17 protein-coding genes are annotated in these 14,169 nt (G+C 69.3%); 7 read left to right on the top strand and 10 right to left on the bottom strand.

Annotated features, from left to right (window positions below):
* Nucleotide 1: 1 nt before the first annotated feature.
* The 6 genes from MKK50_RS18845 (at nt 2) to MKK50_RS18870 (ending at nt 5,038) form a co-directional block, all read left to right on the top strand.
* Nucleotides 2-616: an amino acid kinase family protein gene (locus MKK50_RS18845; protein ID WP_499024548.1), complete on the top strand. Its 615-nt coding sequence runs from the start codon at nt 2-4 to the stop codon at nt 614-616.
* Nucleotides 613-2,187: a DUF6513 domain-containing protein gene (locus MKK50_RS18850; RefSeq protein ID WP_499024552.1), complete on the top strand. Its 1,575-nt coding sequence runs from the start codon at nt 613-615 to the stop codon at nt 2,185-2,187. The genes MKK50_RS18845 and MKK50_RS18850 overlap by 4 nt, the downstream gene beginning before the upstream one ends.
* Nucleotides 2,188-2,245: 58 nt before the next feature.
* Entirely contained in the window at nt 2,246-2,842 is a 597-nt protein-coding gene (locus MKK50_RS18855; protein ID WP_499024553.1) for a DUF447 domain-containing protein, read from the top strand.
* A gap of 20 nt (nt 2,843-2,862) precedes the next feature.
* Nucleotides 2,863-3,417, top strand: a complete 555-nt coding sequence (locus tag MKK50_RS18860) for an SRPBCC family protein (RefSeq protein ID WP_253373226.1) — start codon at nt 2,863-2,865, stop codon at nt 3,415-3,417.
* A gap of 66 nt (nt 3,418-3,483) precedes the next feature.
* Nucleotides 3,484-4,014 (top strand): SRPBCC family protein, encoded by a 531-nt coding sequence (locus MKK50_RS18865; RefSeq protein WP_253373228.1) that lies wholly within the window; start codon nt 3,484-3,486, stop codon nt 4,012-4,014.
* A gap of 7 nt (nt 4,015-4,021) precedes the next feature.
* The gene (locus MKK50_RS18870; RefSeq protein WP_499024556.1) at nt 4,022-5,038 is read left to right on the top strand and encodes a beta-propeller fold lactonase family protein; all 1,017 of its coding nucleotides are present in this window, start codon (nt 4,022-4,024) and stop codon (nt 5,036-5,038) included.
* Between the two features lie 2 nt (nt 5,039-5,040).
* On the opposite strand, the gene MKK50_RS18875 is transcribed toward MKK50_RS18870, so the two are convergent.
* Together MKK50_RS18875 and MKK50_RS18880 are read right to left on the bottom strand one after the other, a co-directional pair.
* Nucleotides 5,041-5,241, bottom strand: coding sequence for a hypothetical protein (locus MKK50_RS18875; protein ID WP_253373232.1), 201 nt, complete (start codon nt 5,239-5,241; stop codon nt 5,041-5,043).
* Between the two features lie 154 nt (nt 5,242-5,395).
* On the bottom strand, nt 5,396-6,430 hold the full coding sequence (locus MKK50_RS18880) for a hydantoinase/oxoprolinase family protein (protein ID WP_499024558.1): 1,035 nt from the start codon (nt 6,428-6,430) through the stop codon (nt 5,396-5,398).
* Nucleotides 6,431-6,433: 3 nt separating this feature from the next.
* Between MKK50_RS18880 and MKK50_RS18885 the strand changes: the two genes are divergently transcribed.
* Complete coding sequence (locus MKK50_RS18885) at nt 6,434-7,129, top strand: HisA/HisF-related TIM barrel protein (RefSeq protein ID WP_499024559.1); 696 nt, start codon at nt 6,434-6,436, stop codon at nt 7,127-7,129.
* 11 nt (nt 7,130-7,140) lie between these two features.
* On the opposite strand, the gene MKK50_RS18890 is transcribed toward MKK50_RS18885, so the two are convergent.
* From MKK50_RS18890 to mtdB, 8 genes are all read right to left on the bottom strand, one after another.
* Entirely contained in the window at nt 7,141-7,614 is a 474-nt protein-coding gene (locus tag MKK50_RS18890) for a hypothetical protein (RefSeq protein ID WP_499024561.1), read from the bottom strand.
* A 16-nt stretch (nt 7,615-7,630) separates the two neighbouring features.
* Nucleotides 7,631-8,068 carry a hypothetical protein gene (locus MKK50_RS18895; RefSeq protein ID WP_499024564.1) on the bottom strand — a complete coding sequence of 146 codons (438 nt, stop codon included), beginning with the start codon at nt 8,066-8,068 and terminating at the stop codon, nt 7,631-7,633.
* Nucleotides 8,069-8,250: 182 nt separating this feature from the next.
* On the bottom strand, nt 8,251-8,763 hold the full coding sequence (gene fae, locus MKK50_RS18900) for a 5,6,7,8-tetrahydromethanopterin hydro-lyase (protein ID WP_003604760.1): 513 nt from the start codon (nt 8,761-8,763) through the stop codon (nt 8,251-8,253).
* Nucleotides 8,764-9,019: 256 nt separating this feature from the next.
* Nucleotides 9,020-9,883: a triphosphoribosyl-dephospho-CoA synthase gene (locus MKK50_RS18905; RefSeq protein WP_499024565.1), complete on the bottom strand. Its 864-nt coding sequence runs from the start codon at nt 9,881-9,883 to the stop codon at nt 9,020-9,022.
* Nucleotides 9,883-10,797 (bottom strand): ATP-grasp domain-containing protein, encoded by a 915-nt coding sequence (locus MKK50_RS18910; RefSeq protein ID WP_499024568.1) that lies wholly within the window; start codon nt 10,795-10,797, stop codon nt 9,883-9,885. The genes MKK50_RS18905 and MKK50_RS18910 overlap by 1 nt, the downstream gene beginning before the upstream one ends.
* Nucleotides 10,798-11,074: 277 nt before the next feature.
* A complete protein-coding gene (gene mch, locus MKK50_RS18915; protein WP_253373241.1) occupies nt 11,075-12,046 on the bottom strand; it encodes a methenyltetrahydromethanopterin cyclohydrolase in 972 nt (323 codons plus the stop codon).
* A complete protein-coding gene (locus tag MKK50_RS18920; RefSeq protein ID WP_499025118.1) occupies nt 11,976-13,100 on the bottom strand; it encodes an ATP-grasp domain-containing protein in 1,125 nt (374 codons plus the stop codon). The genes mch and MKK50_RS18920 overlap by 71 nt, the downstream gene beginning before the upstream one ends.
* Before the next feature lie 98 nt (nt 13,101-13,198).
* Nucleotides 13,199-14,092, bottom strand: a complete 894-nt coding sequence (mtdB, locus tag MKK50_RS18925; RefSeq protein WP_253373245.1) for an NAD(P)-dependent methylenetetrahydromethanopterin dehydrogenase — start codon at nt 14,090-14,092, stop codon at nt 13,199-13,201.
* Nucleotides 14,093-14,169 lie beyond the last annotated feature (77 nt).

Consider the following 14,169-nt stretch of genomic DNA (forward strand, 5'->3'; position numbering starts at 1 on the left):
TATGACAAGCGTCCCCCCCGCCCCTCCCCGCTTCACGGGGACAATCGACGGCGCCGTGGTCAAGATCGGCGGCAGCCTCGTCACCGACCGCGCGCGCCTTTGCGCCATCCTCGCCGAATGCGTGGAGGAACCGCCGGTCGCGATCGTGCCCGGTGGCGGCCCCTTCGCCGACGCGGTGCGCATGACCCAAGCGGCGCTCGGCTTCGACGACACCCTCGCCCACTGCCTCGCCCTCGACGCCATGGGCCGCATGGCAGAAGTGTTCTGCGCCCTCGAACGGCGCCTGACCATCGCCGCGAGCCCCGAGACCGTTGCCGATGCCCTCGCGCAGGGCCGCTCCGTGATCTGGGATCCGGTCACGCTCAAAGCGGGTCATGCCGAGATCGCCGAAAGCTGGGATGTCACCTCCGACAGCCTCGCCCTGTGGCTGGCAGGCAGGCTCGGCATCGATCGCTGCATACTTGTAAAGTCGGCAAAACTTCCCGTTCTAACCGATCCCGCGGCTCTGGCGCGCGTCGGCTTCGTCGATGCCGCGTTCCCGCGTTTTGCCGCCGCCTATCGCGGTGCGATCGTGATCCGGGGCCCCGAGGATTTCCGCCAAAGGCACGCCGCATGAGCGCGCCCGAACATCTCGTCTTCATCACCGGCAAGCTGGCCCATGCCCGCCTCGAAAAGGTCGCGGCCACGCTGCCGGCCGAGCGGTTCACCTGGAGCATCGCCGATGCCGGGGTGAAGGTCGCCGCGCTGATGACGGAAGAGATCATCAAGCGCCGGGTACAGATGCCGGAGGGCGCGACCCGCATCGTCCTGCCCGGCCGCTGCCGCGCCAACCCGGAGACGCTCAGTGCCCATTTCGGCCTGCCGGTCGAGCGGGGGCCGGACGAGATCGTTGATTTGCCGGCTTATCTTGGCCTGATCGGGCGCAAGGTCGATCTCTCGCGCCACGATCTGCGCATCTTCTCCGAGATCGTCGATGCCTCGAAGATGACGCCCGACCAGATCCTGGCCAAGGGGCTCGACCTCGCCCGTCGCGGCGCCGACGTGATCGATCTCGGGGGACTGCCCGACACCGCGTTCCCCCATCTCGAAGACAGCGTGCGGGCCCTCAAGGGGGCCGGGCTGAAGGTCAGCGTCGATTCCTTCTCGCTGGACGAGTTGACCCGCGGGGCGCGGGCCGGGGCCGACTATCTTCTCAGCCTCAATGAGGAAACGCTGGACCTCGCCTTCGAGACCGACGCAGTGCCGGTCCTCGTGCCGATGCGGCCCGACGACCTGCCCTCCCTCGACCGCGCCATCGAGCGGATGGAGCGGGCCGGCCGGCCCTTCATGGCCGACCCGATCCTGGAGCCGATCCATTTCGGCTTCGTCGATTCGATCTGCCGCTACCGCGAGATCCGGGCGCGCTGGCCGAACATCGAGATGATGATGGGCACCGGCAACCTCACCGAGCTCACCGAGGCCGACAGCCTCGGGGTCACGGCGCTCCTCGTCGGCATGTGCTCGGAACTCAGCCTACGCAACGTGCTGATCGTGCAGGTCTCGAACCACACCCGCCGCACGGTGGAGGAGCACGACGCCGCCCGCCGGGTGATGTACGCGGCCAAAGAGGACGCCGCCCTGCCCAAGGGCTACGGCCGCGAATTGCTCGCACTGCACGACAAGCGCCCCTTCGTGCAGACCCCCGATGAGATTGCGGCTCTCGCCGCGGAGGTGCGCGATCCCAATTACCGCATCGCCGTCGCCGAGGACGGCATCCACGTCTACAACCGCGACCGTCACACCACCGGCACCGACGCGATGGCCTTCTTCCCCGAACTGAGCGTGGAGAGCGACGGCGCCCACGCCTTCTATCTCGGCGGCGAGCTGACCAAGGCCGAGACCGCGTTCCGCCTCGGCAAGCGCTACGTGCAGGACGAACCCCTCGATTGGGGCTGCGCCGCCGACCGCACCCAGGACGACACCACCGCCTTCAAGGCGGCCGGTCCGACGAAATCCGCCCATACCAAGCATAGCGGCCCCGAGGCGCCCGCCGCCGAGCGCGCGACGCAAGCCGATCCGGAGCGTGACGCCGCGCCGCCGCGAACCGAGACCGGAAGCGGCACGGCAACGGACCGCGACCCGCTCAGCGAGCCGAAGGGCAGCCGCATCGTCTGCGGCCGGCTGGTGCCCGACGAGGACCGGAACTAGTCATTTCTGCATCGGCTTCTTCGGACAAGCCGGTGGCCACCTTTCGGACCGATGCTTGATGCCGCTGATCCTTGAGACCGTCGTCACCACCCTGTCGGCGGAAGGCGCGATGCATCTCGTGCCGTTCGGGCTGATCCGCGAGGGCGAGGATTTCGTGCTCGCCCCGTTCCGGCCCTCGCCCACGATCGACAACCTCGCGGAGCGCCCGTACTTCACGGCCTCGGCGCCCAGTGACGTGCGGGTGATCGCGGGTATCGTCACCGGGCGGCGCGATTGGCCGGTGGTCGATTGCGATCACATTCCCGGCAAGCGCCTCGCCGAATGCTTCGGCCATGCCGAGTTTGAGGTGGCGGCGATCGAGGACGACCCGCAGCGCCCGCGCTACCGCGGGCGGATGGTGCACGCAGTGAGCCACATGCCGTTCATCGGCTACAACCGGGCGCAAGCCGCGGTGATCGAGGCGGCGATCCTGTCCACGCGGCTCCACATGCTGGAGCCGGAAAAGATCCTGACGGAGATGGCCTATCATGCCATAGCCATTGCCAAGACCGCCGGCCCCGCCGAGCGCGAGGCCTGGGATTGGATCGAGGACAAGGTCGCGGGAGCCCTCGGGCGCACCGGCCGCGTCCTCGACGGGACGAGCCGCCCCCTGTGAGGCGCCGACAGACTCAAGCGATGCTCAAGGAGACCTCCGGTTTGAAGCGGATCGCCCTTCTCGCCGCTGCGGCGCTCGCCGTGACCACTGTCGGGACGCAGGCCCAGCACGCGCCGACGCGGCGCAAGGTCGTCGAAAGCGTCACCATCGACGCCTCGCCCGACAAGGTCTGGGCGGTGGTCGGCAACCCCGCCGATGCGGGCTGGATCGAGAACGTGGCCCGCGGCGAACGGCAGGGCAACGCCGACAAGCCGGTCTTCCGGCTGACGCTGAAAAACGGCCACGTCATCGTCGAGGAGAGCCGCAAGCTCGATCCCGAGCGCAAGAGCTTCGGCTACTACATCCTTGAAAATGAGGTCGCCGACCTGCCAGCCAAGGATTACTCGGCCACGATCACGGTACAGCCCGAGGGCGCGCAGGCGCGGGTCGAGTGGCGGGCCGCGTTCTACCGCGGCCATCCGAACAACGACCCGCCGCCCGAACTCAACGACGAGAATTCGGAGAAGCGCGTGCGGGCCTGGATTCACGCCAGCCTTGAGAACCTCAAGGCCCGGCTTGAGAAGAGCGGCTCCTGACACAAGTCGCTCGAATGAGGGATGAGGCTGCCATGCTCGGCAGCTTCGATGGGAGGAGAAAAACGTATGAAGTTCAGGACGCTCGCCGCCGTGGCGGCGCTGGCCACGGTCACCTTCGCCGCGCAGGCCCATGGCCCGACCCGGCAGAAGGTTTCGGAGTCGATCGAGATCAACGCCCCCGCCGACAAGGTCTGGGCCATCCTCGGCAACTTCCAGGACGGAAGCTGGATTCCGGCGGTCGAGAAGACCGAGGGTAAGGGCGGCAACGAGGTCAAGGCGACCCGGACGCTGACCCTCAAGGGCGGCGCGACGGTCGAGGAAGAGCTCGCCAAGTACGACGCCGAGAAGAAGACCTTCATGTACCGGATCACCAAGGTCGACGTGAAGACCCTGCCGGTGAACGACTACTCCTCGACGGTCGAGGTCGAGGGCGACGGCGCCAAGACCAAGCTGACATGGCGCGGCGCGTTCTACCGCGGCTACATGAACAACGATCCGCCGCCCGAGCTGAACGACGAGGCCGCCAAGAAGGCCGTCTCCGGCCTCTACAAGGAGAGCCTGGAGAACGTGAAGGCCAAGGCCGAGAAGGGTTCGTAAGGGCTCGATGATGCGGCAGGCCGGCGTGCTTCGATTGATTCGGCGGGCGCGCCGGCCGTCCCCCCCTCCCCTCCGCAACGGGGGGAAAGTTTGGGCCCTGGGCCTCGTCTGCCTGGCTGCGCTGCCCACGCCCGCCCTGGCGCAGGAAGCCCTTGTCACGGCGCAGCTCGGCAACGCCGTCGAGATCATCGACCTCGCGTCCCGAAAAATCCTGCAATCGATCCCCGTGCCGGGGGCACCCGCCGGCATCGCCCTCTCACCGGACCGGAAGACGGCCTACGTCACCCGCCCCGAGGGTCACGGCGTCTCGGTGATCGACCTCGACGCGCGCCGGGTGACCACGAGCCTCGATCTGCCCGGCGGCCCGCTCGGCATCGGCGTCAATCCGAAATCCGGCGAGGTCTACGTCGCCGACTGGTACGGTGCGCGCGTGTTCGTGCTGCGCCCGAAGGCGGACGGCCTGACGCTGGAAGGCGAGATCGCCACCGGAAAATCCCCCTCCGGCATCGCCGTGACGCCGGATGGCGCCACGCTGCTGGTGGCCAACCGCGAATCCGACTCGGTTTCGATCGTCGACGTAGCGAGCCGCCGGGAGACGCGGCGTGTGTCCGTGGGCCAGCACCCGTTCGGCCTGACCCTCTCGACGGACGGTCGCTACGCCTACACTGCCAACGTGGTCTCGAACGACGTCTCGGCCGTCGATGTCGGAGCCGGCCGCGAGACCGGCCGGGTCGCCACCGGTCAGCGGCCCTACGTGATCGCGTTCGCCGCCGGCAAAGGGTTCGTGACCGACCAGTATTCCAACACCGTGACGGTGTTCGACCCCGCCACCTTGAAGACACTTGCCGCGATCGATGTCGGCGATCACCCCGAGGGCATCGCCGCCACCCGCGACGGAAAGACGATCGTCGTCGCCAACTGGGGCGACAACGCCCTGAGCCTGATCGATCCGTCGAGCCTCGCGGTGACCGGCACGATCGCGACCGGCGACGGGCCGCGCGCCTTCGGGGATTTCCTGCGGTAGCGTCAGGCGGCTGCGGGCGGCTCGCCGGAGCCCGTCTCGGTAGGCGAGTTGAGGACGTCCTCCAGCTCATCCACGAGACGGTCGATCTGGTCCTCGCTCGCCAGCACCCGCGTGGTCCGGCCGTCCTCGGTGACGAAAGCCAGCTCGATCGCCTCGCCGGTGCGGGTAGCCAGGATGCGGGCGAGCTTGTTTCCTGCAGTCATGCGCCTCTCCTTGTGACATGTCCCCGTCAACGCGCGGGAACGGCCCCGTTCCCGAGAGCATCGTCCTGGATACCGAATCCAGGACGATGCTCTCGCCTCTTGTTTTTGCATCGTCTTTTTCCGAAAGCCGGCAACCACCTTTCGGGACGATGCTCTAACCGATCAAACCCACGGCCACCGCCGGGCCGCAGGTCGAGACCCAGGCGGCATCCTCGCCGTTCAAGCAGTCGGCGATGGTCTCGGTGAGCGGCACGGCGCGGCGTCCGAGCCGGGCGGCCAGCCGCTCGGCCAGGAAGCGGCCGGCACCGCAGACGACGACCGGTGCATCCTCCGGCAGATCGGGGCGCGACAGCAGAACCGCGGCGGCATCGTGCAAGGGGCGCAGATGCGCCTCGGCGAACCACGCGGCCAGGGCCCGCCATTCCTCCGCGCTCCCCTCCCCCCGGTCGCGGCCGACCATGCGGGCGAGCCGGATCTCGGTCTCGGGGATCGATTTGCCCTTCAGGTCGGCGCTGTATTGCTGGTCGGCGCCCTCCGGCAGGTCGCCGGTGAGCCGGTAGATGTCGGCGGTGCTGGCGAAGGTCTCGGCCATCAGCCGCGTACGCCGGCCGCGCCAGGGCGCGTGGGTGGCAAAGGCCAGGAGCGGCGTGCGCACCACGCCGGTATAGACCAGTTCGCCGGTCTCCAGCCGCTCGGCGTCGCTGTAGCCCTGCGCGGCGGGCTGCCCTCCGACGATCGGGATCAGGTCGGCGGTGGTCGAGCCGATATCGACCAAGAGCGCGTCGGGAACATGCCGGCCGATCAGGGCGGCGGTGGCATGCCAGTTGGCCGAGGCGATGTCGGCGGAATGCGGGCGGGCGTCCTCGGCCGAGACGAAGCCGGCGCGGCCGGCATAGATCTGCACCGGGCCCGCGAGCGTCGCCGCCGCCCAGGCCGAAAGCTGATGCACCCCATCCGCCCGGTCACGGAAGCAATCGGTCAGCTCGCCGGTCATGGTGACGGCATGCATGGCTTCGCCCCGCACCCAATCCGGCAATTGCGCGAAGGTCTCGTCGAGGGCGGCGACGCCGCGCCAAAGCCGACAGGGCGCCTGCACCGCCTCGACCACGCGGCCCGCCTCGACCAGCGCCGCCTTGACATGCACCCCGCCGAGATCCCACCCGATGACCCTGGTCTCAATCCGGTTCACGCGATGTCTCACGGTTCTGAGGGGCGGCCGTTTCGGCTGATCCCGGTGATCGACCTGCGCCGCGGGCAGGTGGTGCGCGCCCGCGCGGGCGAGCGGGACGCCTATGCCCCGATCGACACCCCCTTGGCCAGAGGCTCGAGGCCTGCCGATGTGGCCCGCGGCCTACTCGATGCCGTCGGGGGGGACCGCCTCTACGTCGCCGACCTCGACGCGATCATGGAGGGCGGCGAGCCCGACCGCGCCAGCCTGGCGGCGGTGGCCGATGCCTGCCCCGGCGTCACGCTGTGGGTCGATGCCGGCTTCTCCGATGTTTTGGAAGTCGAACGCTTCATCCAACTCGGCCTCGGCCGCCCGGTGATCGGCAGCGAGAGCCAGCGCGACGCGGATCTCGTGTGCGCCCTCGGCAACCGTGCCGTGCTCTCCCTCGACAGCCGCGGCGTTGAGCGGCTCGGACCGGACGCCCTGCACGACGATGCGTCGACGTGGCCCGAGGATGTGATCGTGATGACGCTGGCACGCGTCGGCACCGGGACCGGCCCCGACCTCTCAGGGGTGTCGCGGGCGGTCGAAACGGGCGAGGGCCGGCGGATCTATGCGGCCGGCGGCGTGCGCGGGCCGGAGGATGTCGCCCGGCTTAGCGCGGCGGGCGTGGCCGGCGCGCTCGTGGCCTCGGCGATCCATGACGGGCGCCTGCGGTGAACGCCAGAACCCTACAGTGTTAGGGCTCCCTGAATCACGTACATTTCGCCGACGACGGCGGTGACGTCGATGCGCTCCGGCCTCAACTTGCCGTGGGCGATCTGATTGCGGAGGGCATAGTAGAACTGTACCCGCGCCCAGGAACTTTTCGCGCCACTCTGACGGTCGAGGACGAGAGCGGTGCGATCCTCGAAACTGAGACCGGAGAGACGCTTGTCCTCGGGATTGTAAAGGTCCCAGGCACGCCTCACCGCCCAATCCGCGTGGCCCCTTCGCGCGCGGATCGCGGAGCGGCAGGCATCGTCGATAGCGTTTTCGAGCTGCCCCCAGCAGATCACAAAGTAGGCCTGATCGTTGAGGCGCTGCTTGGCCTCGATCCGATCCGCGCCCGGCGCATCACCGGCCTCGATCAAGGTTGCTCGGAGCGCTTCGAGATGCGCGTCGATCTCGGCATACAGCCCGGCAAGTGCGGTCAAGTCCTGCATGGCGTCGGCAAGCCGCTCAGCTCAATACGAACGAGAGAGCCGCGCGATCCAACGGAACGGCCCGCTGCCGGTCAGACAGGGGTACGAGAACCCAATCCGGCTCCTCGAAATTCGCGGCCCTGTCGAGGATGAGATGATGGTCGGCTCCCCGCCGAAGGTCGAGGCGCCCGTTGGCGCCAATGATCCAGAGCCCCCGCGGCTCAATCACCGCTGCGCTTCCCCCGTCCGCGAGCAGGTCGAGCACCGGGAGTTCGTACGCGGGCAAGTCAACCTCGCGCATCGGCTCCTCATGCATCTGTATGCGCCGGTTCCGCTTGGAGGACCAGCCGGATGGAAGCCAGGAATCGATTTGGCTGTACAGGCCGGCGATACGCTGCGCCCAATTCTCCACTCGCTTCTCGACCTGCGAGCGCGTGAGGGCATCGGCCGTGAGTTCTTCGAGGACGTCAGCCATTGCGGCCTCCACTCTCAGTGTCTGTCACACCGTCCTGAGGTGTCATCGTCTCGCCCAAAAAGAAAGGGACGGCCGAAGCCGTCCCAATCCATCAACTAACGTCCAAGGAAGATCGAAGCCAGTCGCTGGAGCAGACCCCGCGGTGCGGGCGGAGGCTCGCTCTGCCCAGGACTGCCTCCGATCTAAGCGTTTGCGGCGAAGGGGTGGGTCGCCGACTTGCGCTGCTCGGTGACGACCGAAGCCTTCGGCTCGCCGTTGACGGCGCGCTGGATCGAGAGCTTGGTAGCCTCGTAGTTGTACTTCTGGATCTTGGCGTCGTCGGCCGCTTCCCAGTGGATGAACACGCCGACCAGCACGTACAGGTCGTCGGCTTCGTCGGCCGGGATGATGCCTTCGGCAACCGCGTCCTGCACGGCCATGGCGACGCCATGCTGAGCCGGGCCGAACATCTGGACGGCCTGACGGGCGTCGTTGATGGTGACCTTGTTGAACATCAGCGTGTTCGGCTTGCACGGCAGGTTCGGCGCGATCACGGCGAGCAGGCTGGTGAAGCCGTGCTTGTTGTTGACCAGACCGTTGCAGAAGGCCGTCTCGGCCGGCGAACCGCGCGGTCCGATGATGAGGTCGATGTGGGCGACTTCGTTGCCATCGCCGACGAGGGCCTCGCCGACCTGAACCTTGGTGATCTTTGCCATTCGGGGTCTCTCCCTGGATTCCTGAAAAAAGGCCCGCCCTGAGAGGAGGCGGGGCCTGGAAGCCATCCTTGTTTGCGGCGCCCGGCTGAGAGCCGAGCCGGTTTGCCCGGATAGCGGGGCGGACCCTACAGCGGGCCATTCCGCCGAACAACCCGCGCAAAGCCCTGAAATCGGCGATTTTTTGGAGGTTGGGGGGCCTTGACGCGACAAGATTCGTCCCCTCGCGGGCGAGGGCCCGGCAATGCCTCAAAATGGCTCAGACGGCCTCGCCGCGGGCGGACAGGAGCGCATCGAGGAACAGCGTCGCGACGGTGAAGTCGGCGCTCGTGCCGGGGTTGAGGCCGGCCGCCTTCAGTTCCCGGTCGTAAGCGAGGAGTTCCTCCACCGGCGCCGCGGCGAGGTCGAGGCCCGCGAGCCGCGCCCGCACTTCCGCCCGCACCGCCTCCGCCCGTTCGGGGCCGTGCTTGCGGGCGATGTGGCTGTCCGGCACGGCGATGAGATAGGCGATGTGCACGGCCGTCGTCGTCCAGGGCGGGGCGAGCCCGCCCGCGCGCGCGCTGACCAGCGCCGGCAGACCGATCGTGAACAGGTCGCGAAACCCGTCCGCGTAGGCGCGGGCGATGCGGTCGCGCGGGGCGGCCTCCGCCATCGCCGCGCGCAGCGGCGGGACCGGAGCGTCATCCGCTTGGGACACGTCGTGGCGCTCGGCCCGGCCCAAGCCTCCGGGATTGGCCCGGCGGATCGCCGCGAACACGTCGCGGGAATCGGAGGCGTCGAACCCCGCCAGCACGGCGTTCAGGGCCTCGGGCAGCGGGCCGGGCTGCTCCGCGGCATACGCCAGCGGGGCGCAGAGAAGCAGGATGCCGAGATTGGTGTTCTGCCCGACGGCGGCGAAGGTCGCCTCGACCCCGCCGCGCACCCGCTGCCCGACGCGCGCCCCTGCGACGGCGAGCGGCGGCGCCGAGACGTCGGCACTGGTGACGAAATCGGCCACGACCATGCGGTGGCCGGGGGCGTAGCCGTGGACGTTGCCGGGTTTCAGCGCGTCGAGTTCGGCAAGGCAGGCGGCCCGGTAGAGGTCGGCCACTGTCGCCGCAGGCAGGCCGCCGGGCGCCGCCATCATCCGAGCGCCGAGACCAGCCGCGGCGGTCGGGCGGCGCGCACCGCGTTGAGGAAGCCGCGCGCCACCGCCCCGGCGATGTCGACCTCCGTCACCTGCTGTAGCCCGGACCAGGCCGGCATGGAGTTGACCTCCAACACGAGAAAGCCGCCCTCGCCGTCCTCGACGAGGTCGATGCCGGTGTATTCGACGCCGACCGCCGCGGCGGCAGCCTCGGCGAGTTCGGCAGCGCGGGCCGGCACGTCCCAGGCGAAGGGCCGGCCGCCGCGGTGCACGTTGGTGATCCAGCCGTCGCCCTCGCGGATCATGCCGGCGATCGCCCGGCCCTCGCAGACGAAGACGCGGTAGTCGCGCCACAGCCCGTCGGCACGGGCGACGTAGCGCTGAAGGTAGTAGACGCCACTCACCGCTTCTTGCGCCGGCAGATCGTCGGGGCTTTCGAGAAGCATCAGCCCCTCGCCCTGCGAGCCGAACAGCGGCTTGAGCACGATCGGTTTTCCCGGCCGTGCCTCGCGGGCGACGATCTCGGCCGCCGCCTCGCGCTTCGAGACGACGAAGGTGTCGGGAGTGGCCAATCCGGCGCGGGCGATCAGCAGCGAGGTCGCCGCCTTGTCCACCGAGCGCTCGATCGCCGCCGGCCCGTTCCAGACGGTGACGCCAGAGGCGACGAGGGCGTGGAGCACACCGAGACGCATGGTGGTGGCCTCGAACGTGCCGCCCGCGATGGTGCGCAGCAGGACGCCGTCCGGCAACCCATCCTCGAAGCCGGGAACGCGCAGCGGTTCGCCGCCGCCCGTCACCACGGCGACGTCGGCCAGCGAGAACAGCACCGGCTCGACGCCGAAGCCCCGCAACGCCTCCCGCAGCCGCGCCTTGTGCCAATTGCCGTTGTCGGCCGCGAGCCCGATGCGCATTCGCTCTTTTTCCGTTCTTCTCAGCGCCTGTTCGACCGACCTATTCGGACGCTCATGCCGGCCCTCATGCTGAGGTGCCGAGCGAAAGCTCGGCCTCGAAGCACGCCGGAACGACCGATCCTGCGGCACCGGCCTGTTGGCGTACGCGGCGCGGCGTGCTTCGAGGCTGCTGACGCAGCACCTCGGCATGAGGGCCGAGGTGCTTGCCAGAGCACTCCGATCAAATCGGCTCTCGGCGACCCTCTCCCTCTGCGGGGGAGGGCCTCACATGCGTGCCTTACGCGAACGATGCATCCACCAACTGCGGCTCCAGCCGGCCGCCGCGGAACGACTTACCGGTCTTGACCGAGGTGACGATGGCCTCGGCCGGGGAGAACAGCGCGCCGTCGATCTTGTAGAAGTCGCCGTTCACCCGCGAGAAGATCTCGGCGAAGGGCGCGCCGTGATCGGCCGAGGTGGTGGAGGGGAGCTGCTCCGCGAGCCCCTTGGCATCCGCGTCGTCGGCATCGACGAAGAGTTGCACCCGGCCGCCATAGATGATGGCGTCATTGGTGCGGCCCATCGCCTGGATGAAGTCCGGATGCGGCGGCGAGAGCGGGGCCGAGCCGATGCCGTCGAGGATCTTGTGCAGATCGAAGCCGACGGTGTGAGCCTTGTGCAGCGCCACTTCCAGCACGCGGGCGACGACCTGCGTCGAACCGGCGAGGCTCTGGGTCGGGGCGTAGATGAAGGTCACGTTCTCCGGCGCGATGCCGGTCTCGCGGGCGACCTTGTTCACCACGGAGGCCGGCGGGGCGCTGGCGGATTCGAGGACGAGGGCGGTCGTCGTCGCGTTGTCGCGATAGCCGAGCTCCTTGTAGAGTTCCTCCACCACGGCGACCGCGCGGCCGGGGCCCGAGCCGAGGGCGAAGAAGCCGGAATCGCCCTCCTCGTCGGCGAGGCTCCAGCCGGCATATTGCGAGCCGAGGCAAGCCAGCACCGGATCGGCGGAGTGGACGACGACCGTGTAGGGCCATGAGGCGACCGGGCCGATCGGCGCGATCGTCACGGTGCCGAGGCCGCCGAGGCAGATCTCGGCGATGCGCCGGCCGGCCTCGATCGAGCCGCGGGCATTGGCGCCGGCATCGACGGTGCGCGCGCCGTTCTCCTGGGCGACGATGAGCCGGAGCTTGGCCGCGTCAGCGACGAGGCTCTCGACCAGAGGCCCGGCCAGGGCGTTGAGGCTCGGCGCGCTCGTGTTGGAACTCATGACTGTTCTCCGTCTCCTCCAGCAGCGCGCGGACCCTCTCGGCCCCCGCCCGCAATTCTTGCTTGACCCCCGCGGCGTCCGGCCCGGAGGCCGTCACCGTGCAGAACGGTGCGTCGCGCGCCACACGGCTGCCGGCTCGCGGCCGATCCCGCACGTGATCCGGCCAGTCGAGCGGCGGCACCGCCGCACAGGTCCGGGCCGCGTAACAGATCTCGGCGCCCGTCGCATCCGCCGGGGCAGCCTCGATTGACGGCATCCGGCCGAGCGCCGCCTCGATATGCTGAATCAGGAGCGGCGTCGGGCGGTGATCGAGCACGTCGAGGGTGGCGCCGGGGCGCGGATTGATCTCCAGCAGCCACCATGTCTTCCCATCGACGAGACAATCGGCGCTGGCGAGGCCGGTGAGGCCGGTGGCGCAAGCGAGTCGGAGCGCGGCCTCGGCGATCTGCGCGGCGACCATGGCCGGAACCGGCGACGCCTCGTCGCGGCCGCGGGCGAGCGCCCCGGCATAGCGGAACGGCCGCAGAGGCGACGGGGACTGCCACTGCTCGGTGAGCGCCAGGGGCTCGATGCGGCGGCCGTCGGACAGAAAGTTCAGGGCGAAGGCGCGGCCGGGCATCCGGGCCTGGAGGTAATGGCCCGGCGGGGTGGTGCCGGCCGCACTCGCGCGGATATGCGAGCCGCCGCAGCCCCCCGCTTGCTTCAGGAGCCAAGCACCGCGCTCCGTGACCGGACCGGCGCTGACCGCCGGATGCGGGATCGCGAGGCGTCCGCACAGGGCGGCGAAATGGAACGGGTCCTTGAGGGCGGCGACCGTCCCGGGGCCGGCGCCGAGCAGGCGGTGGCGGGCGGCGATCTCGGCAATGAGATCCGGCGCACCCTCGAAACCGCTGCCGAGCACCACGCCGAGGGTGCCGCCGGCTTCCTCCGACAACGCATCGAGCCCTGCCAGCACGCCGGCCCGCTCTCGGGCGCCCGCACCGAAGCGGCCGGGCAGCGGGCGGTGGCTCTCGGCCAGCGCCAGGGTGTCCTCGTCGCCGAACAGATCGAGCACGAACGGGCGAAACCCCGCGCGCCGCGCGGCCTGCGCCAGCGCCCGGCCGGATTGGGCGGCGATCAAGATCGCGCCGCCCTCACGGTAGCGGAACGGGCTCAGCCGGCGATCTCGACGGCGAGCTTGTAGGCGTCGCGGAAATCGAGGCAGAGCGGCTCCTGCGCCTCCAGCATCTTGCGGAACATGCGGCACTGGGTCTGGTACTTGACGTTGCCGACTGCGAGCGCGCCGATGCCGACGCCCTTGCCGGTGGGCAGGGGTACGTCGACGGCGTTCACATCGATGCCGGCGATGCCGGCGGGCGGCACGGCGTTGACATCGGAGGCGACCAAGAGCTTGGGCGCCGATTCGAGATCCTCCGCCGTCAGGATCGAGACACCCGCAGGGCCGGCCGAGAGGATCACGTCGGCGTCCGCAATCGCGGCGCGGCGCGCCTCGGGCAAGGTGCCGTCCACGGCGCCGACCTCGATGCCGAAGCGCCACTTCATGGTGAAGGCGATCTTCGAGACGCGCTCCTCGCCGTCATGGCCGACGAGCACGCTGTGCGCCCCCTCCAGCGCGCCGATCACCGCCGCGACGTAGGCGACCACACCCGCACCGCCGAAGATGACGATGCGCTTGCCCTTGAGATCGGTGCCGAACTTCGCTTTGAGCGCACGGGACACCTCGGCGACCATCGCCGCGCCGGTGGTGAAGGAGCCGGCCGGGTCGGCGAAGACGTGGTTGACGAAGGGCGGCACGAAGGCCTTCTTCGCCCGATCCACCATATCGAGCGCCAGTTCGGCGTTCTTGCCGGCGATGAAGATGCCGGTGCGCACGCCGTCCTGCGGCGCGCGGGAGAAGATTGAGTCCTGGGTCAGCGAGACGACATCGGCGAGATCGACGCTCGTGTAGGGAATCAGCGTCTCAAAGCCGGCATCGATCGCCATGTTCACGTCGAACGGGCTCATGTGCTTGAGCGGCGTCAGCATGTGCAGGATCGAGCGGGCCATGGTGTTCGTCCTCTCGTGACCGCGCCCTTGGCAGAGCGCTTCAGGTGCAAAACCGGAACGGCTGGCGCCGGTCAAGC

The organism is Methylobacterium sp. J-043 (assembly GCF_022829505.1).
Classification (GTDB): Bacteria; Pseudomonadota; Alphaproteobacteria; order Rhizobiales; family Beijerinckiaceae; genus Methylobacterium; species Methylobacterium extorquens_A.

Coding starts and splice junctions, on each gene's coding strand:
- MKK50_RS18875 (WP_253373232.1), bottom strand. CDS start 5,241: ATGACTGCAGGAAACAAGCTCGCCCGCATCCTGGCTACCCGCACCGGC.
- MKK50_RS18855 (WP_499024553.1), top strand. CDS start 2,246: ATGCCGCTGATCCTTGAGACCGTCGTCACCACCCTGTCGGCGGAAGGC.
- MKK50_RS18885 (WP_499024559.1), top strand. CDS start 6,434: ATGTCTCACGGTTCTGAGGGGCGGCCGTTTCGGCTGATCCCGGTGATC.
- MKK50_RS18890 (WP_499024561.1), bottom strand. CDS start 7,614: ATGCAGGACTTGACCGCACTTGCCGGGCTGTATGCCGAGATCGACGCG.
- MKK50_RS18910 (WP_499024568.1), bottom strand. CDS start 10,797: ATGCGCATCGGGCTCGCGGCCGACAACGGCAATTGGCACAAGGCGCGG.
- mch (WP_253373241.1), bottom strand. CDS start 12,046: ATGAGTTCCAACACGAGCGCGCCGAGCCTCAACGCCCTGGCCGGGCCT.
- MKK50_RS18905 (WP_499024565.1), bottom strand. CDS start 9,883: ATGGCGGCGCCCGGCGGCCTGCCTGCGGCGACAGTGGCCGACCTCTAC.
- MKK50_RS18865 (WP_253373228.1), top strand. CDS start 3,484: ATGAAGTTCAGGACGCTCGCCGCCGTGGCGGCGCTGGCCACGGTCACC.
- MKK50_RS18845 (WP_499024548.1), top strand. CDS start 2: ATGACAAGCGTCCCCCCCGCCCCTCCCCGCTTCACGGGGACAATCGAC.
- MKK50_RS18870 (WP_499024556.1), top strand. CDS start 4,022: ATGATGCGGCAGGCCGGCGTGCTTCGATTGATTCGGCGGGCGCGCCGG.
- fae (WP_003604760.1), bottom strand. CDS start 8,763: ATGGCAAAGATCACCAAGGTTCAGGTCGGCGAGGCCCTCGTCGGCGAT.
- MKK50_RS18850 (WP_499024552.1), top strand. CDS start 613: ATGAGCGCGCCCGAACATCTCGTCTTCATCACCGGCAAGCTGGCCCAT.
- MKK50_RS18860 (WP_253373226.1), top strand. CDS start 2,863: ATGCTCAAGGAGACCTCCGGTTTGAAGCGGATCGCCCTTCTCGCCGCT.
- MKK50_RS18895 (WP_499024564.1), bottom strand. CDS start 8,068: ATGGCTGACGTCCTCGAAGAACTCACGGCCGATGCCCTCACGCGCTCG.
- mtdB (WP_253373245.1), bottom strand. CDS start 14,092: ATGGCCCGCTCGATCCTGCACATGCTGACGCCGCTCAAGCACATGAGC.